Below are 25,183 nucleotides of genomic sequence, written 5' to 3' on the forward strand. Positions count from 1 at the left end.
GGACGCTCAGGTCAGAAAAGCGCTCTATCGTCGTCAGACCTTCAGCAACGACAGCAGGCTGACGCCGACGTCGAAGTACTCGATGAGGCGATAGCCGACGAGGATTCCGAGGATACCCATGACACCAGCGAGGTTCGGTGGGGCCGGAATCGGAACGTCAAGCAGTCCGAACACGACGCCGGTTGCGACGCCAGTCATCGTCGCGACGATAACGAGTGAGAGATTCATCGGTCAGTCACCACTGTCACGCAGCGAGGACCCACGCAGTCGCGTGTCGGAACGGCCCGAGAGCGACCAGTGGGTGTGTTTGATGTGTGTGTCATTGGTGGCGTAGAGAACGGGTTCGAGCGGTAAGTATGCTCCTCATCGAGCCAGCAGTGGTGAATAGTAGCACACACCAATCCCGGACAGTGTTGCAAGGCCGAGAAGGACGCTCGGATATCTGAATTAGCGTCTTTTGTATTTTTATCTCCAGATATCCACAGTATCTCAGGCTGATATGGCTGCATATACGATAGATAATAATAGAAGTCGGCTAGATAGGAAGAAGAGGTGTATTATGTAACCATATAGTGCATAGGCAGAATAGAATAAGCAATAGACACAGATTGAGCGGCGCTGGTAGGCCGAACACTGGCGACGACAACCAGAATAGCCTCCGGGAGGCTGGCGTTTATAAGCGAGCCACGGGAAGTGATGACGATGCAAGCCGTTCAGTTCGACAGTCACGGCGATCGTGATGTGCTCGAGTATGGCGAGTTTCCCGACCCCGAACCGGGCCGCGACGAGGTCGTCATCGACGTGAAGGCGGCCGCGCTGAACCACCTCGACATCTGGACCCGGCGCGGGCTCCCCGGCATCGACCTGGAGATGCCACACATCCCGGGCAGTGACGCCGCAGGCGTCGTCGACGAGGTCGGCGACGGCGTCACGCGGTTCGAACCGGGCGACCGCGTCGCCGTCCTCGCCGGCAAGAGCGGTGGTGGCGACGAGTTCACGCGGAAGGGCGACCCGACGCTCGCGCCTGATTTCCACATCATCGGCGAGCACGTCCGGGGTGTCCACAGCGAGTACGCCGCCGTGCCAGCGGAGAATCTCACGCCAGTCCCGGAGGGCGTCGACTGGGAGACGGCCGCCGCATCGCCGCTGGTGTTCCAGACCGCCTGGCGGATGCTCCGTGACCGCGGTGACCTGAAGGCCGGCGAGTCCGTTCTCGTTCTCGGTGCCTCCGGCGGCGTGGGCCACGCGGCCGTCCAGATAGCCGACCACGCCGGCGCCGAGGTGTTCGCCACCGCCAGCAGCCAGGAAAAGCTCGACTACGCCGAAGAACTGGGCGCGGACCACACCATCAACTACGAGGAGGCGGACTTCGCGAGCGAGATTCGGGACCTGACCGACGGCCGCGGCGTCGACATGGTCGTCGACCACATCGGCGCACAGACATGGCAGGACTCGCTCAAAAGCCTCGTCAAAGGCGGCCGGGTCGTCACCTGCGGCGCGACTACCGGCGGCAACCCGGAGACGGACATCAACCGCATCTTCTGGAACCAGTTGCAGGTCATCGGCTCGACGATGGCCACCCCGGGGCAGGCCGACGAAGTGCTTGACCTGGTCTGGGAAGGGGAGCTGGAGCCGCGAGTCCGCGAGACCCTGCCGATGAGCGAGATCGCCCGGGCACACGAGATAATCGAGGACCGCGAAGGCTTCGGGAAAGTCGTGGTCGTTCCCGACAGCGAACTGTAGGACCGCCCCCACATTTTTGTCGTTACTCCGCCCCGAAGCGGGCCGTTGCAAAGTCCTCGAAGGGAGCAGAGTACTGCATCAGCATCGTCCCGAGAATACTCATCACGAGCACGTAGGCGACGGTAAAGGAGTAGACGGCGTTGGCTAGCTCGGACGACAGCGACGTGCCTGCGCCGGTCAGTGCGACGGCGGCGATGATCAGAGAGAACTCGCCGCGAGTGACCATGCCGAGGCCGACGCGCATCGACCGACGGGGATCGAGGTCGTACGCGCGGCCGCCCAGATAGCCCGACAGGATTTTCGTCGGCGTCGTGACGACGACAGCGGCGACGACCAGCCCCGCGACGCCGGCGAACAGCCGGGGGTCGGTCTCCACGCCGATCCAGAAGAAAAACACCGCTGCAAACGTGTCGCGGACGGGCTCCAGCAGGTTCTCTAGTTTGTGCGTGTGAGTGGTCGAGGCGAAGGCCATCCCGACGAAGAACGCGGCGACGGCTTCGCTGACGCCGATAGCGAGGGCGATGCCGGAAATGAGGACCGTGATGCCGACGGCTCGTATCACTGTGAACTCGTTCGAGTTCGTCTCTAAGGCCCGCTCGAACCACGGCGTCCCGTAGCGGGCCAGGAGCAGGAGCGCGACGATGAACGAAAGCGCGATGCCGACGGAGGTCGCGGCGGCCCCTACGTCGGACCCGCCAGCGACGAGCGCGGCGGCTATCGTGAGATACACCGCGATGACCAGGTCCTCGAACACGAGCGTCCCGAGCAACGGGTCCGCCTCGTCGTTGGCGATCCAGCCGAGGTCGATGAGCGACTTCGTGATGATGGCCGACGAGGAGATGTAGACGATGCCGGCGATCAGGAAGGCCGCGAGCGGGTCCCGGAACAGCGCGAACCCGAGCAGGAGACCGACACCGAAGTTGATGCCGAGGTCGATGGTCCCCGCTCTGGTGATGCGCTCCCACCGATCCAGCAGCCGGTCGAGATTGAACTCAAGCCCGAGGAAAAACAGCAGGAAGACGATACCCAGCTCCGCGCCGAGTTCGATAAACTCGGAGGACTCGACGACTGGGAGGCCGTAGCCGGCGACGGAGAGCTGGCCCGCGACCGACGGCGACAGCACCATCCCGATGATAATGTACAACGGGATCACCGACTTGTTCAGCCGCACGGCGACGAGCGTGGCGGCCGCGACGGCGGCGAACAACACACCGATACCGAGCAGGTCAGCCATGGCGATGGACCCCCAACGAGCCGGTTGTCGGCATCTGTCTACAGCTCTCCAGCCAGGAGCTTCTCGAATCGCTCACAGTTGTCGCGTTCGCCGATGACGACGATCGTGTCGCCGGCCTCGATCTCGGCGGTGGACGTGGAGCCGGCAATGACGTCGTCGTCGCGCTGTATCGCGACAACAGTGACACCGGTCCGCTGGCCGATGTCGACGCTCTCCGGAGTCTCCCCGACTAGCGGCGAGTCTTCTTCGACTGCGTACCACTCAAGCAGTGTCCCCTCCGACAGCATCGTCTCGACGTGGTCGGATTCGACCGGCTGAAAGTACGCGCCTTCGAGTATCGTGCCGACCATCCGCGCCATCCGGTCGGAGAGTTCGAACAGTTTCTCCGAGTCAGCGTTCTCGTTCTCTCTCAGGAACAGTTCACGGGTGCCCGTGTTGTGGGTCACGACGACCAGTTGCTGGCCACCGCCGATGTCCACCTCGTGTTTCTTCCCCACACCAGGCAGGTCGCTCTCGGTCACGTCCATGGCCCGAGATTGCGGTCGAGCGTGTATAAGACACGGTGCCCGGTGTCCTGAACGGACGGTCGCCGGTAGCCGAGCGAAGGGGGACCCAAAGGTATTAGTGGGTTCCTGCCAACGTTCAGGCAAGCCAACTTTCGCTAAAACAAGTTAGGTTGTTTTAGCGTTGGGAGCTACCAATGCCACACGACACACTCCTGCTCATCGGTCGGGACACGTCACGCGCTACGCCCTACGAGACACACGCTCGCCGTCTGCGCGAGCGCGGGGTAGCCACCGACGTGACGGTCCTGACCTACGACCACGAACCCCGTCGGGAGTTACGCGACGAACTGGTAGCCATCGATGCGGACCGCGTGTTCGCGCTTCCGATGACCGTCGCTCACGACCACACGACAGTCACGGACGTTCCGGCGGCACTCGACGAGGTTGACGCCGAGACGCATTACTGTGAACCGGTTGGGCGAAGCCCGCTGCTGACCGAAGCGCTCCGGGACCGCGCCGCTACTGCGGTACCGGAAGCTGCCGACTCCTCCGTCGCACTCGTCGCCTTCGGCTCCAGCGGCAAGCCGTATCAGCGGCAGGTGACGGAGTACCACGCCGAGCGCCTGCGCGAGCGCTCGGCCTTCGGCGAGGTCGAACCGTGCTATCTGCTGCAAAACCCCGCCGTCGAATGTGTCAGGTACAACCTCACCCACGACCACGCCGTCGCCGTGCCGCTCTTTCTCGCGCCGAGCGACGCGACCGAGGCGCAGATCCCCGCTAAACTCGACCTCAACCGGGGCGGGCTCGCCTACACTGACACGCTGGACGACCACCCGCTCGTCACCGAAGCCGTCGCAACCGCCGTCGAGACGGCACGGACGATGGCCGACACGCGCACACCACGGACGTTCGAGGCGACGCTGGCCGCGACAAACCGGCCGATGGCGACCGACGGCGAGGGCGATTAGGGCTGTCGCGGCGGCAGTGCCGAGCTCCCGTCGACGAGAGGAAGCGATTTGTACCCACGGTACATTCTGGCACGTAGATGGTTCGCCGACGAGTAGCGCAGACGCGAGACCAGGTCAAAGAGAAGCTAGTGGCCGCGCTGATAGAAGACCACTCTCCGCAGGAGGTCGCGATGAGCTTCAGCGTCGGCGTGTTTCTCACCGCGCTACCGACGCTTGGCACTGGGTTCATCGCCTTTCTCGTCCTCGCGTACCTGTTCAGACAGCTCAGCAAGGTCGCGCTGTTTGCCTCGGTGCTGATACTCAATCCGCCAGTCAAGTGGGGCGTGTACGCGTCGAGCTTCTGGCTCGGCAACCGGATTCTGGGGCCGATACCCGGGCTGTCATTCGACGGTGTGTCGATGTCGATGGGCGGCGACGTGCTGGTCCGACTGTGGACGGGGAACATCATCCTGGCCGTCGTGTTCGCTGCTATCGGGTACGTGCTGGCGTTCCGTCTGATAAACGAATACAGGCGGCGGCAGCAAGAGCCCGCCGCAGTTAGCTGACCGCAGTAAAACAGCTCAGTCTCGCCGCACGACGAACACCGACAGGTCCGAGAACCGCGTGTCGTCCCTGCCGTCACCGCCAGCATCTTTGGCAAGGTCGCCGAGCGTCGTCGCGGTCCTGTCCTCGTCGTCGTGGGTTAGTCGCTCGTAGACCAGCGCCGGCAGCTCGGGGTCGCCGCCAGCGTCCAGCAGTTCGGCCGCGATGTCTTCGGGCATCAGGTCGAACGGGCGCGGCAACACGAGCAGGTGTCGGTCGCCCACGTCGCTCCGAAGCCGGTCGAGGTCGGCGGAGAGGTCGCCGCTCTTGTGCAGCGTGACAAACGTCGTGTCCTCCATCGGCGTCCGGGCGCGACTGGCAGCGATCTGGAGCGAGGAGATGCCCGGCACGATACGAACCGGCCGGTCGACGGCCCGCTGGACCTTCCCGACGAACTGGTAGCCCGAGTGGTTCGGATCACCCATCGCCACCGCAGTCCCGCGCTCGCCGTCGGCCACGCGTTCGGCGAAGGTCTCCAGCGTGTCGAGTTCGTCCCGGTAGCCGCAGGTCAGCAGGTCCGCGTCGGTCCGGTCGGCGACGAAGTCGACCACCGTCTCGAAGCCGACGACCACGTCGGCCTCGCGAATCGCCTGCTCGCCACGCGGCGTCAGGAAATCGAGGTTCCCCGGGCCGATGCCGACGGCGTGGACCGGCCGGTCGGCGTCGGGGTCCTCGGGCGCGCTCGCCGCGATGGCCGCCGGGTCCGGTCCGCTATCGAGGTCGTAGTTGTCGTCAGTCATCGAGTGAGACCGTCCCTTCGCGCACGTCCGATGCCACATGCACCAGTTCGTTCGTCAGCCCGGCGGCCAGCCCGCTCCCGCCGCGGCGGCCGACGTTCGTAATGGTCGGAACGCCGTGCTCGGCGGCGACCTTCCGGAGCCGTTCCCGGCTCTCGGCGGCCTTGACGAAGCCGACCGGCGTGGCGACGACGACCGCCGGGCGCGTGCCGTCCTCGATGCAGTCCGCCAGCGCGAGCGCGGCGGTCGGCGCGTTCCCGACGACGGCAATCGCCCCGTCGTAGACGCCCTGCTTGTCGAGTTCGAGCACCGACGCGGCCGTCCGGGTCATTCCGGTTTCGGCGGCCAGCTCCGCGCCGTTGCCGATGGCCTTCTTGACCGGGCAGTCGTGCCCGCGGCCGGTGATACCGGCCTTGACCATCGTGATGTCGGTGACGATGGGCTGTTCGTCGAGGACGGCCCGCGCTCCCGCGCTGACCGGTTCGTCGTCGTCCGCACCAGTGAACCGCATCAGATACTGGAACTCGGGGTCGCCGGTCGCGTGGACGGACTTCTGGCGAATCCGGTCGGCCAGCGTCTCGTCCGGCACGAGTTCGCGCACGCGGTCCATCGACGTCTCCGCGATGTCCATCGCGTTCGAGGTGGTCGCGCCGAGGTCGGCGTACTCCTCGAAGTCGTCGTCGCTGTTCGTCTCGTCGTCTGTCGCGTCGTCTGTGTTAGTCGTCATCTGAGGTCACCTCCTCGTCCTGCTCGCGGGTCGCACTGCTCCCCGCTCGCTCGTCCGGAGAGCCTCGCTCCGGACCGCCCGTCGCTCGGCTCTCCAGGTCGCCATCCACCTCCAGATTCAGATCCCGCAGACGGTCGCGGGTCTCGTCGTCGGCGTCCCAGAGCCCGCGGTCGATGGCTTCCAGCAGCGTGTCGGTAATCGAGTCCAGCGCCCAGGGGTTCACGTCCCGGAGCCAGTCCTGGCGGTCCGCATCGAAGGCGTAGCGCTCGGCGACGTCCTCCCACAGCGTGTCGCTGACGACATCAGTCGTCGCGTCCCAGCCGAGAACCACATCGACCGTCGTCGAGAGGTCCCCGGCTCCTTTGTAGCCGTGTTCCTCCATGGAGTCGAGCCACGAGGGGTTGAGGACGCGGGCGCGCATCGCCTTCCGGACCTTCTCCTCGTTGGTGTAGACGTCGACGTTGTCCGGGTCCGAGGAATCGCCCACGTAGGAATTGGGCTCCTCGCCGGCGATTTCCGTGACTGCGGAGATGAAGCCGCCGTGGAAGGCGTACCAGTCTGAGGAGTCGAACTCGTCCTGCTCGGCGGTGTCCTCGATTTTGACCGTCGCGTCGACCGAGGACAGGCGGCGCTCGAAGGCGTCGTGGGCGTCACTGACCCGGCCCCGCGAGCCCATCGCGTAGCCGCCCCACTGGACGTACACGTCGGCGAGGTCCGAGCGGTCGTCCCAGTTGCCCTCGTCGACGGCCTTGTTCGTCCCGGCCCCGTAACCGCCCGGACGGGTCGTGAACACACGGTGTTTCGCCGCGCTCTCGGCGTCGCCCTCGTCCATGCCATCGGCGACGAGGTCGTCGGTCTCCTCCTCGACGTGTTTCTTCACGTAGTTCATCTCGTGGGGTTCGTCCAAGTCGACGACGGCGTCGACGGCGTCGTGGACGACCCCCGCGGCCGCCGGGAAGGCGTCCCGGAACAGGCCGGAGACCCGCGTCGTCACGTCGATGCGCGGACGGCCGAGTTCGTCCAGGGGAATCGGTTCCACGTCTTCCACGCGGCCGGCGTCGGACCAGACCGGTTCGACGCCCATCAGCGCGAGCACCTGCGCGATGGTCTCGCCGCGGGTTCGTACCGTCGGCGTGCCCCAGACGACGACACCGATTTCCTCGGGGTACTCGCCCTCGTCGGTTTCGTGGCGGTCCAGCACGCCGTCGGCGACCTCGCTGCCCACGTCCCAGGCCGTCTTGGCCGGGACTTTCCGCGGGTCCAGCGTGTAGAAGTTCCGGGCCGTCGGGAGCAGGTCGACACCGCCGCGGGTCGGCGCGCCGGAGCCGCCCGGTGGCACGTACTCGCCCGCCAGCGCGTCCGCAGTTCGCGGAATCTCGTCGGCCGCGCCGGCCACCCGCGGGGCCGCTTCCTCGCAGATGTAGGCCAGCGCCTCGCGGAGGTCCTCGTGTGCGCCAGACCGCACGCGGGCATCCCCGAGCGGTTCGATGTCGACCACGAGAAGGTTCATATTCACCTCCGAGGTGTTGTCTTCGAGTTCGCTCTCTGGCACGTCGAAGTCGTGCTCGGCCAGCGTCCGGACGAGGTCCTTGCTGGTCTCGTGGACGTGGTCAGCGGCCTCGGCGTAGGTCATCCCCAGCGCCTCGTCGTACTCTCCAGGGGCGTTCCGTAGTTTGTCGTAGTCGACGCCGAGCACGCCCGCGACGCTCTCTCGCAACGACGGCGCGCCGGGATTTTCAAGCCGAGTCAGGGCGACTAGATAGTCGACGAGTCGGTCGTCCCCGGGCGGCTCACCCATCGTGTGCAGACCCTTCCGGATCTGGGTCGTCTTCACGTCCGTGAGGTACTCGTGGACGCGCTCGACGAGGGCGTCAATATCTAACTCATCACCGTCCACATCACCTTCGGCCAGTGTCGACCCAGCTTCGCCCGGACCGCGCACGTCGGCTTTCTCGTCGATTTCACCGGCAATCCCGAGTTCGACGGCGAGGTCGAGTTCGTCCACAGTCTGGCGGATCTGTTCTGCCAGGTGCTCGCCGTCGTCGGTCCGGGCGTCCTCCATGCCGGCCTCGCGGTAGCGGTCGGCCAGCTCCTCCAGGTCGGCCAGGTCGTCGTAGGTCCCGGCGTTGGCCATTACCGGCGTCAGGTAGTCGACGATAGCGGCGTAGGACCGGCGCTTCGCCTGTGTTCCCTCGCCGGGGTTGTTGACGATGTAGGGGTAGACGTTCGGGATGTCGTCGATGAGCTGGTCCGGCGCGCTCTCGCCGTCCAGCCCGACCGTTTTGCCGGGGAGCCACTCCAGACTGCCGTGAGTACCGAGGTGGACGACGGCGTCCGTCTCGTAACTGTTGCGGAGCCAGCGGTAGAAGGCGACGTAGTCGTGGGGCGGCTGGAGGTCGGAGTCGTGATACACCTTCGAGGGGTCCATGCCGAACCCGCGCGGGGGCTGGACCGTCACGAGCACGTTGCCGAACTCCACGCCGGGAATCGCGAACGGGCGCTCGGGCGGGTCGCCCCACTCCTCGATGACGTTCTCGCGGAAGTCTTCGTCGAGCGTCTCGAACCACTCGCCGTACTGGGTCGGCGAGACGGTGTCGACGCTCATCTCGCGCACGTCCTCGGGCGCGACCCAGCGGTCGTCGAGGGTAAGCTGTGCGGTGAGGCGTTCGACCAGCGACTGGCCGCTGTCGGGCATCGTATCCCCTAAATCGTACCCACGAGCGTCCAGTTCCTCCAAGAGATTCACCGTGCTCTCGGGCGAGTCCAGCCCGAACGCCGTCCCGATGCCGTCGTCGCTGGGCGGGTAGTTGTGCAGGACGACGGCGACCTGCTTCTCGTCGTTCGGGGTGTGGCGCAGTTCGGCCCAGTTGACGGCCAGCCGTGCGACGTGGTCGATACGGTCGTCGATTGGGAAGTGCTGTTTCGGCGCGCTCCCGATGCCAGCGTCGTCGTCGGTCCGCTCCTTGCCCGAGATAGGGTGGGTGATGACGTTGCCGTCGAACTCCGGTAGCGCCACGGAAAGGGCGAGTTCGAAGCCCATCACACCGGTGTCGCTACTGTCGTACCGGGACCGGGAGCGCATCGTCGTCACGGTCTGGATGACCGGGACGCCGAGTTTGTCGAGGAACACGTCCTCGGCGCTCTGGCCCTCATCGTCGGCGCTGCGGCCGCGTTCGTCCATCGACAGCGAGAACATGAACGACGAGCAGACGGCGTCCACGAGCGGGTTGCCGTCAGCATCGAGGAGCCACTCCTCGGTGACCTGCTCGGCGTTCCACTGGCGCTCGGCGTCGGTCGCCGGCTCGCAGAAGATGGGGAGCGCGTTCGCGCCCTGGGCCTCGATGGCCTGGACCTGCGCGTCGACGTAGCGCGTGTTCTCGTGGGTCCAGTGGGACTCGTAGAACCACACGGCGACGGTCGGTTTCGCCGGGTCGAACGTCGCCCGCAGGTCGTCGATGCTCGCGCCCGGGTGGTCGGGGTGGTAGACACCCTCCGTGGGCAGGGTCACCGGATCGTCGTACGAGGGGTCGGCGTCGCCGAACTGCGCCACGAGGTAGCGCAGGCAGTTGGCGACGTTGCTCGCCCCGCCCTTCTCAAGGTAGTCGTAGACGGTGTCGCGGTGCTCGTCGGGAACCGACGTGTCCTCGAAGGCGAAGGCGTCGCCCGTCGCTTTCACCACGAGCGGGATGCCGGCCTCGCGCAGGCGCTCGACGGCGAGGTCGTAGCCGGGCATACTGTCCTCGGCTCCGTGGAGCCACAGGATTACGGCGTCGGCGTCTGTCAGTTCGTCGACGAACGCCTCGACCGCTGGCTCGTCGTCGAGGTCGCTCTCCGAGCGGACGACGAGGTCGGCGTCCACCTCGCCCGCGGCCCGCTGGACGGCCCCGAGTTCGTTCTCTGTCGCGGTGTAGAGTCCTAGCTGTGGCATAACGTTATTAAATCTCCGTTTGCACTAATACAAGTATGGTTGTATTCGGCGACGGCAAAAAAGCTTCGCAGGGGGCCTCGTTCGCGGCCGTGGTGGGCCAGCGAGACCTCAAGGACGGACTGCTTGCCGTCGCGGCGGACGACGACCTGGACGGCCTCCTTGTTCGTGGTGAGAAGGGCACGGCGAAGTCGACGGCGGTGCGCGCGCTCGCCGACCTGCTGCCCGAGCAGCGCGCGGTCGCTGACTGCCCCTACGGCTGTCCGCCAGACAGACCGGAGGCTCAGTGTGAGGACTGCCGGACGCGCTCGGACCCACCGGTCGAAACCCGGTCGGTACCGCTCGTCACGCTCCCCCTCGGAGCCACGCGGGACCGCGTCGTCGGGACGCTGTCGGTAGCCGACGCGCTCGACGGCGACCACGAGTTCGACCCCGGCCTGCTCGCCCGCGCGAACCGCGGCATCCTCTACGTCGACGAGGTGAACCTGCTGGACGACCATCTCGTCGACGTGCTGCTCGACGCCGCCGCGAGCGGTCAGAACCGGGTCGAGCGCGACGGCGTGACGGTCACCCATCCCGCCGAGTTCACGCTCGTCGGAACGATGAATCCCGAGGAGGGCGATCTGCGTCCTCAACTACGGGACCGATTCGCCCTCCAGACCGAGGTGTCGGCCTGCGAGGACCTTGACGACCGCGTCGCTATCATCGATCAGGCGCTCGGGGATGGGGACGGAGAGACACGGACCGACCCCGAGTCCGACGAGCGCGACCCGGGCGAGCGCCTCCGAACGGCCCGCGAACTGCTTCCAGAGGTCGACCTCGCCCGCGAATTCCGCGAGCAGATCGCCGAGCTCTGTCGGGACGCCGGCCTCGACGGCCACCGAGGGGACATCGCCACGGCGCGGACGGCCCGGACCTTCGCCGCGCTCGACGGGCGGACGACAGTCCTCGAATCGGACATCGAGCGCGCCGCCGAGTTCGCGCTACCCCACCGGCTCACCTCCCGGCCCTTCGAGGACGCGCCGGACGTGGACGACGTGCTCGACGACCACTTCGAGGACGAAGACGGCGAGTCTGAGGAGGAGTCCGCCGAAGATGGTGAGAGCGGTAGTGAGAAAAGCGGCGCAGACGGCGACGACGGGGACGAGGCAGGTGGCGAGTCGGCGGACGACGGAGCCGATTCTGACGGCGGTGAGGACGGCGAAAGAGAACAGCAGGAGCAGCGCCCAGACGACAGCGGAGAATCCGGCGAGGACGGCGACGACGAGTCGGGTGAGCACGGCGAGCAGCCGACGCCTGCCTCCGCCGACAGCGACGGCGAACGGCAGGAGACAGAGGCCGACGACGGCGGAGGAGCGACTGAAGACGATGGCGACGAGGGTGAACCCAGGCAGTCCGACGACCCCGAAAGTGCTACCCCGCTGCTGCCGGGCCAGTCCCGCGCGGAAGTCGGTGACAGCGGCGCGCCCGACGTGGACGCCCCGACGGTCGACACGGACGGCGGGAGCACAAGCGGGCGGGCGAGTGCCACAGACACCAGGCGCGGTGCGACGGTCCGCACCGAGCGCGCCGGCCGCGACGACGAGGTCGACGCCGCGGCCTCGGTCCGGGCGGCGGCCAGCCGCGGGAGCGGCCGCGTCGAATCGCGGGACCTCCGCAAGTCCGTTCGCGCAGGCGACGCGGAAACGCTGGTCGTGTTCGCCGTCGACGCGAGCGCGTCGATGCGTCCGGCGATGAAAGCCGCGAAAGGTACCGTGCTGGAGCTCCTGAAGGACGCCTACCAGGCCCGCGACCAGGTCGCGTTCGTCACCTTCGCCGGCGAGGGCGCGGACGTGGTGCTCCCGCCGACCGACAGTGTTTCGCTGGCCGCCCGGCACCTGAAGGACCTCCCGACCGGCGACCGGACGCCGCTACCGGACGGGCTGACGGCCGCTCGGGAAGTGCTCGACCGGGCGGACCCGGACGCCGGCGTCGTCGTCGTCGTGACCGACGGCCGCGCGAACGCCGCCGACGGGAGCCCGGTCGCGGCGACCAGAAGCGCGGCGCGGACGCTCGGCGAAGCGGCTGACCGGACCGTCGTCGTGGATGCGGGCGAGGGGAGTCGCGCCGGTCTGCTCGACCTCGTTGCAGACGAAACAGACGCAGCAGTCGTCCCGCTGGACGCGCTGACCGCCGAGCGCGTCGACGCCGTCGCCAGCGAACGATAACCCCCGTCGGAGCTGTCTCAGGCGGAAGTTTTACAATCTTACTTGTTCTTAAGACAAATGAGATTTCAATGCAGGACGACACTGACACCACACGCGCTACGGACAGCGTGTACGACCGTATCGAACGCGCCAGAGCGTCGCTGACCGGCCCGCAGATAGCCATCGCCGTCGCGCTGGTGGCGGCGCTCGGCTTCACGCTGCTGTTCGTGCAGGACCCGATGCTGCACGACTCGCTGCACAACTTCCGACACAGCGCCGGGATCACCTGCCACTGATGGCGACTGACTACCTCGAACGCGGCGCAGTGGCCGGCGTGGCAGGCGGGCTGGTCTACGGCCTGTTCGTCGCGACTGTCGGCAACGCGTTCACCGCCGGTCTGGAGACGTTCGAACACGGGCACGGCCACGGCGGCGGCCCCGTCGTCTCCGGACTCACGACGGCCGTCGCGAGCATCGGCGGCGGCGTCCTCTGGGGTATCCTCTTCGGCGTCGCAGTGTTCGGGATGGCGTATTTCTTCCTCGAACCCGCGATTCCCGGCTCGGGCGCGACGAAGCGACTGGCGCTCGCCGGAGCCGGCTTCCTCACCGTCTCCGGCGCGCCGTGGCTCGTCCTGCCGCCGCAGCCGCCGGGCGTCGAGCAGGCGCTCGGAACGGAGACGCGCCTCGCCTGGTACGCCGGCCTGATGACGCTTGGCGCGCTGGTCGCGGTGCTCGCCGGACTCACGTATCGACGGGCCGAGGGACGCCACGCGGCAGTTCGACTCGGGGCGACGGCGCTGCCGCTCGCGCTGCTCGCGGTTCCAGTCGCGCTCGCACCCGCGAACCCGGTCCACGGCGACGTGCCCGCCGCGCTCGTCGCGGCCTACCGCTGGACGGTCGTGTTCGGCCAGTTGCTGCTGTGGGCCACAATCGCAGGGGTTCACGCCTGGCTCGGGGACAGTGATACCCCAGTCGCGGACGACCTGGACTATCCCGCGACCGCGGACTAACGACGACGCGGCTCAGATTTTTCCGGCAACCGTTCCGAGATTCAGCGCCAGGCCGACGATAGCGACGACGGCGGCGATAGCGAGGTTCGTCGTCGTCCCGCCGACGCCGAACGACGCCGTACCGGCCGAGACCAGCGCGCCGAACCCGATCCCGGCAACGACGAGCGCGACACCGGTCAGCCCGACGAGCATCGTGCCGGTCGGGCCGAACCGACCGCCCGACCGGTCCGCCTCGTACTGGTCTAGGGCGTCGTACATGGTCTCCCCGACGGCCTCCTTGACTTCCGCCATCTGCCCCGAGAGGTAGGTGTTCAGTGTCTCCTCGTGCTCGTCGAGTTCCGCGGCGCGCTCGGATAACTGCGCGTTGTACTCGGTCAGTTCGGCCTCGCGCTCGTCGAGCGCAGTCTCCCGGTCGTCGAGAGCAGCCTCGCGTTCGTCGAGCCGATACTCCCGCTCGTCCAGTTCCGTCGCTCGCTGGTCGAGTTCCTCCTCGCGGGCGTCGACTTTCTCCTCGCGCCGGTCGAGTTCCGCGCTCCGCTGGTCGAGGCCCATCTCCCGCTCGTTGAGCCGGCGCTGCATCTGCGCGAACTCCCGCTCGCGCTCGGTTGGGCGGTCATCGACAGCAGTGCTGTCGTCGTCGGCCTCGGAGTCCGCGTCCGACGGTCCCTCCTCGTGATCCGCGTCTGTGTCATTGGCCATACTCGGCTCCCATACCGAGGCGCTACGACTAGCGAACGGTTAGTTTGACACCCCATAACACAGTAACCGGAGCCAAACCGGGAACAGGACATCTGAATCAGAAATCGTTCGCCCGGACCGTTACCGGCCCAAATCGCTACCTCGGCGCGTCAACGACGCGGTCGGCCGGTGTCGGTTCCCATCTCGACTCGGTGCAACCGGTACGCCCCGCGCTCGCGGCCCTCGTCGTGGTAGACGACCGGCTCCTCGACGGCGACAGCGGTCCCATCGGAGACTGCGGCCGCCGTCACGACGCCGTCGGTGTCCAATATGTCGATGGGGCCGTCTGCGACATCGAACAGCCGCAGTGCGTGGTCGTCGGCGTCGCGGTCCCGGAAGTTCTGCGCGCCGGGGACCGCGAGTAACGAACCGTCGGTGCCGAGCCCGCTAGCGAAGCCGCCGACGGGCGCGTCCCAGCGACGGTCGCCATCGGGCGAGACGCCAACGACAGTGTGCTCGGTCGGATGCCGTGCCTCTGTCTCGCGGCCCTCCTCGGGGTAGGTGTTGCCGGTCACAAACACCGCGCCCACCTCTGTCGCGTGAACGTGGTTCGGGTACGCGTAGACGATGTCGCCGTCCACGTCGGTCGGCGTCGCCAGCGGGACACGCCAGCGCTCCCGGCCGCCGCTGTCGAGCCGGTAGCCACAGTAGTCGCCGTGGCTGGAGACGACAGCGCCGTCGTCCAGCAGGGCAACGTCACCGACACGCCGCTGGCCGTCGGTGCCGGGGTCCCACATCCAGCGCGGGTCACCGTCGGCGGCATCGAGGACGACGAGGCCGTGCTGGTGGTCGCCGGGACAGCGGTTGTACGCGACTGCGACGCGGCCATCGTCGGCGTCGAGGGATATCGGCGAACCGTCGGTCCGGTACGTCCAGTCGACGGTGCCGTCGGGCGAAAAGGCGTGGACGACGCTCTCGAAGTGGCGGAGGTCGTTCCCGTCATCGTCAGTCCGTCGCTCGTACCGTCTTGCGGCGGCGTACAGCCGGTCACCGTCAGTGGCGAGGGACGCGACAAAGGGGAGCAGGAAGCGCGTCTCCTGCTGAGCCGCGCCGAGGTCCGTCCTGGTTTCGTACCGCCAGCGCAGCGTCCCGTCGGTGTCATGACACCGAATTTCGCCACGGGCGCTGCGTTCACCGACGACGACACCGCCGTCGAACGGTACCGCCGCGACGACGCTGGGCTCCCCGTCTGTTTCGTACTGCCAGCGCCGACGTGGAGGGCCGGAACCTGTCGACACGTCGAACGCCTGCAGGTCCCCGTCGGCGGTCCCGACGACCGCGAGCCCGTCGGTCAGCGTGACCGCCGAACGGCGGCCCTGATGGCGCGAGCGGGCCGGTGCTACGTCTCCGAGGTCGGCGGTCGGAGTGCCCTGGCTACTCATCGACCGGGAACGCCTCGTGGAGGACGTCGTGGGCCTCACCCAGCCCGTCGAGGACGTCCTCGCCCTGCATGGTGATGCGCGACACCGCCCGCTCGGCGTCGCGGACCGCCACGAGTCGGCCCCGGAGGTAGTCGTACTCGGGGTCGTCTTCGGGGGTCGCGGCGATGTCTTCTTCGAGGTCCACAAGCGCGGCATCGAGATGCCGCTCTATCGCGGCCAGCGTCTCCGCGCCAGCGAGGGCCTCGATGGGGCCGGTCATGTGGCCCTCCAGCTCCTGTTCGGCGTGCTGGCGGGCGTGGTCGTCTTCGGTACCGAGAACGTTCATGAGGCCCAGTCGGAGGGCCTCGATTTCGTAGCAGCTCATGGGTATCGTAGTGTTGTAAGGGTGTACTCTCAAAGCGTCTGGTCGACGAGTTCGCTCACGATGCGGTCGCGGTCCAGATGGGAGGAGACGATATCGGCGGCGTCCTCGTCCTCGACGCCGCCGTACCAGACGCCGTCCGGGTAGACGGCGACCATCGGCCCCTCGCCGCAGCGGCCGAGACACGACGACCGCGTGATGCGGGCGTCGCACTGGTCGCTGTCGCGGGCGGCCTGGCGCAGTCGTTCGAGGACCGCGGGTGCGCCGTCCTGCGCGCAGGTCTGGTTCGTGCAGACGGCGACGTGTTTCTCGGGGGCGTCGTGGACGTGCGGGTCGTCGTCGACGTTCTCGCGGTCGGCGTGTTCGGCCTGGTGGGTCAGCGCTCGGAGCATCGCGCGAGCGCCGCCCTGGTCCTCCTCGTAGCCGTCGAGTTCGACCTTGTACTTGCAGGTGTCACAGGACATCTCGACGCTTCCCGTGCGGGCCTCCTGCCAGCGGTCGCCCAGCACGTCCAGCAGGCGCGTGTCAGTCCCGAGCGGCTCGCCCGGCGCGGCGTCGACGTAGGGGTACTCCTCGTCGAACTCGCGTGCGCCGTCCTTGATGCGGCCGGTCAGCACGCCATCGCCGAGCATATACGGAATGACGACGACAGCGTCGGGCCGGGTCTTGGCGATGTCGTGCAGCGTCTCGTCAAGCAGCGGCTCGGTGACGCCGATGAACGACGCTTCGACCCGCGAGAACTCGCGGCCCTCGTACAGCAGCCGGGCGAGCTTGTGCACGTCGGCGTTGGCGTCCGGGTCGCTGGAGCCGCGGGCGCAGACGACGGCGGCCACTTCGTCCTCCTCGCGGTCGACACCGAGTTCGGCCTCGACGGCCGCCGCGCGGTCGTCCAGCAGGTCCAGCAGCGCCGGGTGGACGCCCAGATGTGCGCCGTTGTTGATTGTCAGTTCGGGGTGGGCCTCTCGGGCCTGCTCGACGGCCAGCGGCACGTCGTTTTTGACGTGGCTGGCGGCGAACAGGGAGAGGTGGACCACCGATACCTGCGAGACGGCTCTGGCCAGCCCCGCGATGGCCTCGTCGATGGCCGGCTCCGCGAGTTCGAGGAAGGCCGCGTCGACCGGGATGCCGAGCCGCCCTTCCAGTTCGACCGCGAGGTCGCGGACCTGCTCGTTCGACTTCTCGCGCCGGGACCCGTGGCCGACGAGCAACACTGCTTCGTCGTCCAGCGTGTCGGGTGCGGTAATCGCTTCGCTCATCGGACTCGTTCGATGCTTTTCCGGAGCTTGCGCCGCCGGCTTGGCGCGAACAGCCCCGTCTCCTCGCTGCCCTCGTACAGCCAGTCGCCGAGGACAGGTGCCGCGTCGTCGTCCACGCCGAACCAGTAGCCCGACGAGGTTTCCGAGAGGTCGTCGTACGGCGCGTCGACCGGGCAGCGGTCGAGAAGCGTCTGAATCGTCCGGAGGAGCCGTTCGTCTTCGTGAACGAACGAGATGCCGACCGCGTCGTCGTCGGACTTGAAACAGACGGTGCCACAGCTTTCGAGCAGTCCCCGGAGGAGCTGGCGGTCGTAGTCGGCCAGCGCGTCGAAGCGGTAGCCGCCCGAGTCCCCGTCGAAAGGCAAGCCAAGCGCGGCGCTAGCGCGGTCCGCGAGCCCGCCGACGACCTGCACTGTGAATTCCTCCTCCTGGCGGGTGATAGAGGTGTCGTGGGCGTACGCGCGTTCGACGATCCGGCGGTCGGCCCGCTCCGCGCCAGCGATGGACGCGAACCGTCGAGCGGCCGTTTCGTCGTTTGTCCGGACGGTAACGCAGCCGTCCTCGCACTCGCCGTCGCCGGCGACCCGTCCCCAGAAGTACGCCGTTTCGGGGTGGGCCGCGAGCATATCGTTCGGCGCGCCGGTCTCGACGCTCATGGCTGGACCTCCTCGGTGTCACCCGCTGGCGCAGCGTCTGCGGTGGCGTCCTCCTCGACGGTTTCGACGTGAATCGCGTCCAGCGGACAGGCCGCGGCGGCCTGCTCGGCGTCGTCTCGCTGGTCGTCGTCGAACGTCGCCGCGACGGCGTGGGCGTCGTCGACCTCCAGTTCGGTCGGCCCCGCGGTGTCGAGCGTCGCCAGTCCCTCGCCGTCCTCGGCGAAGCGCCCGTCGCGGACGAGACAGGCGAACACGCCGTCGCAGGCGTCGCGGTCGATGGTGATTCGGTACATTAGTAGTCGTACTTGGTCTCGTAGCCCCGCGGGGTCACCATCCGGTCGTCCCAGACGTAGGTGTCCTCGTTGCCCACGAGCAGGGTAGTGGTCATGTCGACGAGGTCCGTCTCGCCGAGTTCGGGCAACTCGCCGAGTTCGACGATCTCGACCTGTTCGTCCTCGCGGCCGGCGGCATGGACGACGCCGACGGGCGTCTCGGGGTCGCGGTGTTCCAGCAGGATTTCACAGCACTTCTCGTAGTTGTCCCGCCGTTTCCGGCTCCACGGGTTGTAGATGGTGATCGTGAATCCCTCCTTGGCGGCCGCGTGGAGCCGCGACTCGATGGTCGGCATGTCGGTGAGGTGGTCCGACAGCGAGATGGAGACGGTGTCGTTGACCAGCGGCGCGCCGACCCGAGCCGCACAGGACTGAGCCGCCGGGACGCCCGGAACCACGTCGAAATCGAGCATCGTTGCCGTCGCGCCCTTGGATTCGATAATCTCCAGCGCGAGGCCCGCCAGCGCGTACACGTTCGGGTCGCCGCTGCCGATGATGGCCACGTCGTTGCCCGCCAGCGCGCGGTCGATTGCCTCCTCGGTTCGGGACACTTCACCGCACATCGGCGTGTTGTAGATGTCGTCGGCTCCGTCGGTGATCTCGTCGGGCAGCAGTTCGACGTAGGTAGTGTAGCCGACGATGTGCTCGGCGTCCAGCAGCGCGGAGCGCGCGCGGGCGGTCATCCCCTCGGGCTGGCCAGGGCCGAGGCCGACGGCGATGAGCTGACCCGGCTCGGCGTCGAAATCGTCAACGGTCGCGCCGACCTCCTCCTCGTCATCCGAAGAATCAGACGATGAGGACGCCCCGCAGGAGCTACTGCTGGAGGAAGACGAGGAGTCGGATGACGACGAGGCCCCGCACTTCGAGGCGGTGTCGTCGCCCGTGTCCGGCGTCGTTTCTGTGGACGAACTCGCTCTCGCGCCACATTTCGATTCTGTCTCGGTACTCGCGTCGGTGGTGTTGTCAGTGCTCATTGTCAGAAATCGTCGACGTCACGCCCGCCGCGCGGGGTGACGAGGAACTCCTGGTAGTCGTTGCGCCACACTTCGGTCTCGTGGGTGCCGACGACGATGGACGAACCCATCCCGCCGACCTTGTCGTCGTGTTCGGACAGTTCGCCGAGCGTCGTAACCGTCTCCGTCTCGTCGTCAAGGTTCCGGCCGGCTTCGCCGCGGCCGGAGTCGTTGACGATGGCGGCGGGCACGTCGTCGGCTCGTTCCTCCCGCAGCACATCGACGGCTCGCTCGTAGTCGCGCCAACAGTTGTAGAGGACCACGACGAAGCCGCTGATCGCGGCCGCCCGGAGCTTCTCCTCGATTTCCTCCCAGCCGCGCCACTTGTCGGACAGCGAGATGGTGCAGAAATCGTTCGACAGCGGCGCGCCGAGGTTCGCTGCCCCCGACAGCGCTGCGGTCACACCGGGGACGATTTCAATGGGGACATCGTCGGCGTCGTCGGCGTCGGCCATCGTGAACAGCAGGTCGGACTTCCCGTAGACGTTCGGGTCGCCGCCGGAGACGTGGGCGATGTCCTCACCGGCCCGGACCCGTTCGAAGGCCTCGCGGGCGAGTTCGACCTGCTTACCCATCGACGACCGGATGAGGGTCTGCCGGCTGCCGTCGGGTCGCTCCAGCACCGCCCCTTCCTCGTCGGCGATCTCGCCGTCATCGGATTTCCCATCGACCTCGGCGGACTGGGGCGGGAGCGTCCCGTCCTTCCGCAGGAACTCCTGGTAGAGGTTCGAGGCAATGATGCAGTCAGCGGTCTGGATGATGTCTTTCGCCCGCTGGGTCATGTCGTGGGGCAGCCCCGGCCCGATACCGACCACGTACAGCGTCCCGTAGTCGGCTGGACGCGTTGCCTCGGTCGCGGCCGTTGTCGACTGGCGTCCGTCGCTGCTCATCCTGGCGCTCCGCGACTCGCCGGTCGATTCTCGATACTATGGCGCATGATGAGTACAACGCCGCTTTCGCATAAAACAATTGTGCTTGTACTAGTCCAAGCGAAGGTGTTGGGAGACCATATTCCAGTTGTATTCGGATTCGGGAAGAAGTCGAGAGCGGTCGCTGTTCAATCGTACTCGCGTCCGCGAATCGCACCGCAGACAGTTCGATACCCTCTCGGTCAGGTGTTCGACAGCCCGCCGTCGACGACGAGGCTCTCGCCGTTGACGTAGGAGGCCATGTCGCTGGCGAGGAACGTCGCCGCGTCGGCGATCTCCTCCGGTTCGCCGAAGCGGCCGGAGGGGATGAGTTCCTTCAGCATCATCTTCGTCGTGTCGTCGATGCGCTCGTCCTCGAACATCTGGGTCTTGCTGTAGCCCGGGTGGATGGCATTGACCCGGATGTCGTAGTTGCTCAGGCGGTCCGCAAGCGCGTACGTGAACAGTCGGACCGCGCCCTTGGAGGTGCAGTAGTTGACCAGCAGCCCAGTCCCGCGGATGCCGCCGGAACTGGACATGTTGATGACGGTGCCGCCGCCGTTCTCGCGCATCCGTTCGGTGGCGACCTGCGCGCCGAAGAACACCCCCTTCATGTTCACGTCCATCAGCCGGTTGTAGTCCTCCTCTGTAGTCTCGTAGAAGTCCGCTATCTCGGAGATGCCGGCGTTGTTGACCATGATGTCGATACCACCCAGTTCCTCGGCCGCGGCGACGGCCACCTCCAGGTCGTCGGGGTCGGTCACGTCGCACTCGACGAAGTGTGCTGTTTGGTCTGTCTCGGCGTTGACCAGTTCGTGCGTCGGTTCGCCGCCCTCGCGTGGTTCTTCCTGCAGGTCCGCGACAATGATGTTAGCACCGTGCTCCGCGTACCGTCGGCAGATGGCCCGGCCGAATCCGCTCGCGCCGCCCGTAACGACCGCCGTCTTCCCTTCGAGTAGTGTTGTCATGCGTCATTTGTCACCACAGGCGCACATAATAAATAAGTTTAGAGTTGTACAGTGACATGAACGCGAAACGGCCGTACAATCATCGCCACAGATAGTTCAGCGGTCGCTCGGTGACAGGAAACCGAAGCTGAGAACATGACTCTCGGAAAACGTCGAGGTTAGCGCCCGATAGCGACGGTAACGGCCTCGTCGTAGCGGGTCTTCTCGGCAAACAGGTCGTGGTCGCTGCCGGCAGCGATGGCCGACGCCTCGGCGATGCCGGGCCAGCCGATGAGTTCCTTCGACCGCGAGGGGGTCGGTCCCTCGAACTCCTCCAGCGTCTCCTTCTCGAAGGCGATGACGCCCAGGCCCCACTCCTCGGCGGCGGCGAGCATCCCGTCTTCGTCGGCTTTCCGAGTCCCCGTCGCAATGAACTCCACGTCGTCGCGGTCCAAGTCGGCCTCGTCCAGTGCCTGTTCCCAGGCGGCGTGGAACTGCTCGACATCCGCGCCAGCGACGCTGCCGCACCCCAGCACGACGCCGTCGTCCTTGTTGCGCTTGAGCACGGTCACATCGTCGTCGACCAGCACGGCCTTCGGCCCGTCGAGGCGCTCGACGGGGCCGAGTTCGTCGTCCAGCACGGCGAGATTCGTCGCCACCGTCGAGTCGCCGTTGACGACGTGGGCGTCGAGCGCTTTGGCCTGCTTCTCGACGCCCTGCTTGTCGGCGGCCTCGCTCGCGGTCGTCATCGCCGGCACCGCACCCATCGACGCGAGGTCGTCGGCGACCTGGTTCGCGCCGTGGTGGCCGCCGGTGATGGGGATGGCCCAGGTGAGTTCCTCGTCGACGACACAGATGGCCGGGTCGTCCCACTTGTCATCGAGCAGGTGGGCCGTCTTGCGCATGGCGATGCCGCTGGCCATCAGGCCGATGAAGCAGTCGTACTCGCCCCAGTACTCCTCGAACACGTCGCCGTGGTATTCGAGGATGTCGATGGACTCGTAGCGGTCGCCGATGCCGTCGACGATGTCCTCGGCGGTGTCCATCTTCCGCTCGAAGGCGACGATGGCGATGTCTTCGGCTACTTCGCCGTCCGAGTCGGGCGCTTTGCAACTGTTCGAACTGGAATCGTTGTCTGTGTCAGTGCTCATGGGTTCGCTCCGGCCAGTGAAACTTCCCCAGGCGACTGTCGGCCAGGAAGCGGCCTGGGTCCTGTCTGCGATTCGATTCTCGACTGCTGTCGGCGCGCGCTGGCGCGCTCGGATGGCGCGCCAAAACTGTGCGAGGGATGAGCAGCACAGCGAGTCCAGCGAGCGAGCAGCGCAATCGGGTGGGGAGGTGTGTGGCTCGCGGTGGAGTGCGGTGCTGTAGGGTGGACTGAAAGGGGCCGGTCGCTCCGGGAAGACGACCGACGCGAGCACGCGAGGGCAGCGAGCGCGCGCGGCGAGGTCCTCGACTGGAGCGACCGGGGGCTTTCTGGCTGTACTCGATACGGACGAACCATCCTAGTCGTCAGCCTCCTGCGAACTGTCACCCGAATCACTGCCCCGGTTCGCCCAGTCGCCGTAGAGGAACGAGCGCTCGTAGTCCTCACCACCAACAGCGTCCCCAATCACGACCATCGCGGAGGCGCGATATCCGGCGTCCTCCAGTTTCTCTCCGATGGTCGCAATCGTCCCTTCGATGACGTCCTCGTCGGGCCAGGAGGCGTGATAAATCGCCGCAACAGGCGTCTCGGGGTCGTGGCCGTCCTCCAGCAGGCGGTCCATCGTCTCGGAAACGGCGTGGGTCCCCAGATAGATGCAGGTCGTCACGTCGCCCATGCCGACGAACTCTGAGATGTGGTCCTCGTCCGCGTCCAGGGTCTTGCCCTGCGGGCGGGTGAAGGCGACGTGGTTGGCGACCTCGTTCAGCGTCAGTTGGGTCCGCATCGTAGCACTGGCAGCAAAGGCGGAGGTGACGCCGGGGACGATGTAGGTCGGGACGCCCTCGTGTTCGAGCGCGTCCATCTGCTCCAGCGCGGCTCCATAAATCGCGGGGTCACCGCTATGGAGGCGGACGACCGTGTCGCCGTCCTCGTAGGCGTCCCGCATCAGCGGAATCAGCTCTTCTAAGTCCTTGCCGATGGAGGACACCGTCTCGGCGTCGGCGCAGTACTCCTCTAGAAGTTCGCTGTTGACGAGCGACCCGGCGTGGACCACGAGGTCGGCGTCGGCCAGTAGCTCGCGGCCGGCGACGGTCAGCAGCCGGGGGTTGCCCGGTCCGGCCCCGACGAAGGGGATGCCCTCCTGTTCGTCGCCGGCGTTGTGCTCGTAGACGCGGTCGTCGCGGTTGCCGGCGACGGAGTCGATGGCCGTCTGCGGGTCCGTCTCGCCAGTCTCATCAGTCTTCTCAGTCATGTTTCACCTCGTCGCCACAGAGGGCGGCTTCGGAGCGCTCCTGTCGCACTACCGCCCCGGAGCCGTTCTCGCCGCCGTCGGTCACGACGCCGCTCTCGTCGGCCGCTTCGAGGAAGGCGTCGGTCGCCTGCTCGACGCGGGTCTCGGGCTTCTCGGCGTAGGCCAGCGTGTAGTAGTCTCGCTCGTCGATCTCGCTCGGGTCGTCGGTTACGACGGTCTCGCCCTGCTCCATGAACAGCCGGCGGCCGTACACCACGTCGTAGCCGGCCTCGACCAGCCCCTCGTGGGTAGCCGGCGCGTCGGTCACCTTGAACAGAATCATCCGGTCCGGCCCCGTCGGGGACGCGCCGCGGTCGGCCTCCCGCAGCGCTAAGCTCGACCCCGCGGTGATTTCGACGCCCAGCGCCGTCGCGAACGCCGACATGGCGCTGACGCCGGGCACCACTTCGAGGTCGACCTCGGGGTGGAACGCTGCGAGCGTTCGCCGGAGGTGGCCAAAGGTCGAGTAGACGTTCGGGTCCCCCAGCGTGACGAAAGCGGCGTCGCCGTCGCGGGCTGTCGGCGCAATCTCGGCAGCGGCTTCCTTCCATGCCGTTCGGAGTTTCTCCTCGTCGCGTGTCATCGGGAAGTCGAGGTCGCCGATGCGCTCCTCGGGGACGTGCTCGGTCGCGACCGAGCGCGAGAGCCGCCCCGGCGAGTACACCACGTCGGCGGATTCGAGGGCGCGCTTGCCACGCACCGTCACAAGGTCGGGCTGTCCGGGGCCGAGACCGATGCCGTAGAGGGTCATTGCTCGCCCCCGTTCTCGGCCGCAGCGTCGTCCGCGTGGCCGTCGCTCGGCCCGCCCGCGCCGTCGGCCGCCACGTCCTCGCTGGCGCTACCGACGAGCATGTACACCGGATTCTCCGAATTGAAGCTCGTCGCGCCGGCGAGTTCGTAGCCGTGGCTCACCTGGAACTGGACGACCTCCTCCAGAATGTCGCGCTCGCGGAAGGCCTCGGTCGCCGCGCCGGCGACCTCCAGCCGCGAGACGTTCATCACGATGCGGTCGACGCCGGTCTCGACGGCGTGGTCGAGAATGGCTTCGTAGTTGCGGGACCCGCCGAGGAAGAGGGCGTCGGCGTCGTCCGGCAAGCCCTCCGGGGCCTCGGCCTCGCGCAATTCGACATCAGCGTCAACGTCGTTGGCGGCGAGGTTCTTGCGAGTCACGTCGAGTCGATTCCCCTTGCGTTCGAGCGCAGTGACCCGCCCGGCCCGGCGCGCCGCCGTGATAGTGACGGCACCGGTACAGGAGCCGACCTCCGCGAAGTGATCGGACCCGGTGAGGGCGAGTTTGCTAGCGAGGACGGCCCGGACCTCCGGCTTGGTGGGACCGGCCTTCGCATCGTGTGGGAGCGAGACGCGGGACATCACGCTATACAACTGCAGTAGCGCGTAAAACAATTTTGGTTGTATTAGTCCAAGTCGAGATGACAGCGGCATCGGTGCCGGACAGGGGCGAGTCAGCGGGCCGATTGACAGCAGCGCGAGCGGGCAGTATCAGAGCGGTGCCCAGAATCCGGGTCAGAGCGGTG

Annotated in this window: 25 protein-coding genes; 6 read left to right on the forward strand and 19 right to left on the reverse strand. The window is 67.0% G+C overall.

The window, feature by feature from the left end; all coding sequences use genetic code 11:
* Positions 1–33: 33 nt before the first annotated feature.
* Positions 34–228: a XapX domain-containing protein gene (locus C442_RS13560; RefSeq protein ID WP_004518274.1), complete on the reverse strand. Its 195-nt coding sequence runs from the start codon at positions 226–228 to the stop codon at positions 34–36.
* A 474-nt stretch (positions 229–702) separates the two neighbouring features.
* Between C442_RS13560 and C442_RS13565 the strand changes: the two genes are divergently transcribed.
* Positions 703–1,743 carry a zinc-binding dehydrogenase gene (locus C442_RS13565; protein ID WP_008311329.1) on the forward strand — a complete coding sequence of 347 codons (1,041 nt, stop codon included), beginning with the start codon at positions 703–705 and terminating at the stop codon, positions 1,741–1,743.
* Between the two features lie 22 nt (positions 1,744–1,765).
* Here the strand turns inward: C442_RS13565 and C442_RS13570 are convergent, their stop codons facing one another.
* Positions 1,766–2,977: a cation:proton antiporter gene (locus C442_RS13570; RefSeq protein ID WP_008311330.1), complete on the reverse strand. Its 1,212-nt coding sequence runs from the start codon at positions 2,975–2,977 to the stop codon at positions 1,766–1,768.
* A 38-nt stretch (positions 2,978–3,015) separates the two neighbouring features.
* Entirely contained in the window at positions 3,016–3,504 is a 489-nt protein-coding gene (locus C442_RS13575; protein WP_008311331.1) for a cation:proton antiporter regulatory subunit, read from the reverse strand.
* Positions 3,505–3,677: 173 nt separating this feature from the next.
* On the opposite strand from C442_RS13575, the gene C442_RS13580 reads away from it, so the two are divergent.
* Positions 3,678–4,451 (forward strand): CbiX/SirB N-terminal domain-containing protein, encoded by a 774-nt coding sequence (locus tag C442_RS13580; protein WP_008311332.1) that lies wholly within the window; start codon positions 3,678–3,680, stop codon positions 4,449–4,451.
* Positions 4,452–4,528: 77 nt separating this feature from the next.
* Positions 4,529–4,996, forward strand: a complete 468-nt coding sequence (locus C442_RS13585) for a DUF2062 domain-containing protein (protein ID WP_008311333.1) — start codon at positions 4,529–4,531, stop codon at positions 4,994–4,996.
* 15 nt (positions 4,997–5,011) lie between these two features.
* Here C442_RS13585 and C442_RS13590 read toward each other — a convergent pair whose 3' ends face one another.
* From C442_RS13590 to C442_RS13600, 3 genes are read right to left on the reverse strand one after another with little or no spacing between them, the layout of a single operon-like run.
* Positions 5,012–5,773 carry a cobalt-precorrin-7 (C(5))-methyltransferase gene (locus C442_RS13590; protein WP_008311334.1) on the reverse strand — a complete coding sequence of 254 codons (762 nt, stop codon included), beginning with the start codon at positions 5,771–5,773 and terminating at the stop codon, positions 5,012–5,014.
* A complete protein-coding gene (locus C442_RS13595; RefSeq protein ID WP_008311335.1) occupies positions 5,766–6,497 on the reverse strand; it encodes a precorrin-8X methylmutase in 732 nt (243 codons plus the stop codon). Before C442_RS13595 ends, C442_RS13590 begins: the two co-directional genes overlap by 8 nt.
* Positions 6,487–10,425, reverse strand: a complete 3,939-nt coding sequence (locus C442_RS13600) for a cobaltochelatase subunit CobN (protein ID WP_008311337.1) — start codon at positions 10,423–10,425, stop codon at positions 6,487–6,489. The genes C442_RS13595 and C442_RS13600 overlap by 11 nt, the downstream gene beginning before the upstream one ends.
* Positions 10,426–10,460: 35 nt before the next feature.
* Between C442_RS13600 and C442_RS13605 the strand changes: the two genes are divergently transcribed.
* From C442_RS13605 to C442_RS13615, 3 genes are all read left to right on the forward strand, one after another.
* Entirely contained in the window at positions 10,461–12,629 is a 2,169-nt protein-coding gene (locus C442_RS13605) for a VWA domain-containing protein (RefSeq protein WP_008311340.1), read from the forward strand.
* Positions 12,630–12,697: 68 nt separating this feature from the next.
* Positions 12,698–12,904, forward strand: a complete 207-nt coding sequence (locus C442_RS13610; RefSeq protein WP_008311341.1) for a CbtB domain-containing protein — start codon at positions 12,698–12,700, stop codon at positions 12,902–12,904.
* A complete protein-coding gene (locus C442_RS13615) occupies positions 12,904–13,617 on the forward strand; it encodes a CbtA family protein (protein WP_008311343.1) in 714 nt (237 codons plus the stop codon). Before C442_RS13610 ends, C442_RS13615 begins: the two co-directional genes overlap by 1 nt.
* Before the next feature lie 12 nt (positions 13,618–13,629).
* Here the strand turns inward: C442_RS13615 and C442_RS13620 are convergent, their stop codons facing one another.
* From C442_RS13620 to cbiT, 13 genes are all read right to left on the reverse strand, one after another.
* Positions 13,630–14,316 (reverse strand): Rnase Y domain-containing protein, encoded by a 687-nt coding sequence (locus tag C442_RS13620; RefSeq protein ID WP_008311345.1) that lies wholly within the window; start codon positions 14,314–14,316, stop codon positions 13,630–13,632.
* 149 nt (positions 14,317–14,465) lie between these two features.
* Complete coding sequence (locus tag C442_RS13625) at positions 14,466–15,737, reverse strand: outer membrane protein assembly factor BamB family protein (RefSeq protein ID WP_008311347.1); 1,272 nt, start codon at positions 15,735–15,737, stop codon at positions 14,466–14,468.
* Positions 15,730–16,101, reverse strand: a complete 372-nt coding sequence (locus tag C442_RS13630; RefSeq protein WP_008311349.1) for a DUF3209 family protein — start codon at positions 16,099–16,101, stop codon at positions 15,730–15,732. The genes C442_RS13625 and C442_RS13630 overlap by 8 nt, the downstream gene beginning before the upstream one ends.
* 29 nt (positions 16,102–16,130) lie before the next feature.
* The gene (locus tag C442_RS13635; RefSeq protein ID WP_008311350.1) at positions 16,131–17,354 is read right to left on the reverse strand and encodes a CbiX/SirB N-terminal domain-containing protein; all 1,224 of its coding nucleotides are present in this window, start codon (positions 17,352–17,354) and stop codon (positions 16,131–16,133) included.
* On the reverse strand, positions 17,351–18,010 hold the full coding sequence (locus C442_RS13640; RefSeq protein WP_008311352.1) for a hypothetical protein: 660 nt from the start codon (positions 18,008–18,010) through the stop codon (positions 17,351–17,353). The genes C442_RS13635 and C442_RS13640 overlap by 4 nt, the downstream gene beginning before the upstream one ends.
* On the reverse strand, positions 18,007–18,303 hold the full coding sequence (locus C442_RS13645; RefSeq protein ID WP_008311354.1) for a ferredoxin: 297 nt from the start codon (positions 18,301–18,303) through the stop codon (positions 18,007–18,009). Before C442_RS13645 ends, C442_RS13640 begins: the two co-directional genes overlap by 4 nt.
* Entirely contained in the window at positions 18,303–19,316 is a 1,014-nt protein-coding gene (gene cobJ / locus C442_RS13650) for a precorrin-3B C(17)-methyltransferase (RefSeq protein ID WP_008311356.1), read from the reverse strand. Before cobJ ends, C442_RS13645 begins: the two co-directional genes overlap by 1 nt.
* A 2-nt stretch (positions 19,317–19,318) precedes the next feature.
* Positions 19,319–20,245 carry a precorrin-3B C(17)-methyltransferase gene (locus C442_RS13655; RefSeq protein ID WP_008311358.1) on the reverse strand — a complete coding sequence of 309 codons (927 nt, stop codon included), beginning with the start codon at positions 20,243–20,245 and terminating at the stop codon, positions 19,319–19,321.
* Positions 20,246–20,466: 221 nt separating this feature from the next.
* Positions 20,467–21,231, reverse strand: a complete 765-nt coding sequence (locus C442_RS13660; protein ID WP_008311359.1) for an SDR family oxidoreductase — start codon at positions 21,229–21,231, stop codon at positions 20,467–20,469.
* 158 nt (positions 21,232–21,389) lie between these two features.
* Entirely contained in the window at positions 21,390–22,361 is a 972-nt protein-coding gene (gene cbiG, locus C442_RS13665; RefSeq protein WP_008311362.1) for a cobalt-precorrin 5A hydrolase, read from the reverse strand.
* A gap of 354 nt (positions 22,362–22,715) precedes the next feature.
* Positions 22,716–23,609 carry a cobalt-precorrin-4/precorrin-4 C(11)-methyltransferase gene (locus C442_RS13675; protein ID WP_008311364.1) on the reverse strand — a complete coding sequence of 298 codons (894 nt, stop codon included), beginning with the start codon at positions 23,607–23,609 and terminating at the stop codon, positions 22,716–22,718.
* Positions 23,602–24,399 carry a cobalt-factor II C(20)-methyltransferase gene (locus C442_RS13680; RefSeq protein WP_008311366.1) on the reverse strand — a complete coding sequence of 266 codons (798 nt, stop codon included), beginning with the start codon at positions 24,397–24,399 and terminating at the stop codon, positions 23,602–23,604. Before C442_RS13680 ends, C442_RS13675 begins: the two co-directional genes overlap by 8 nt.
* The gene (gene cbiT, locus C442_RS13685) at positions 24,396–25,019 is read right to left on the reverse strand and encodes a precorrin-6Y C5,15-methyltransferase (decarboxylating) subunit CbiT (protein WP_008311368.1); all 624 of its coding nucleotides are present in this window, start codon (positions 25,017–25,019) and stop codon (positions 24,396–24,398) included. Before cbiT ends, C442_RS13680 begins: the two co-directional genes overlap by 4 nt.
* Between the last annotated feature and the right edge of the window lie 164 nt (positions 25,020–25,183).

It is taken from the genome of Haloarcula amylolytica JCM 13557 (assembly GCF_000336615.1).
Taxonomy (GTDB): domain Archaea; phylum Halobacteriota; class Halobacteria; order Halobacteriales; family Haloarculaceae; genus Haloarcula; species Haloarcula amylolytica.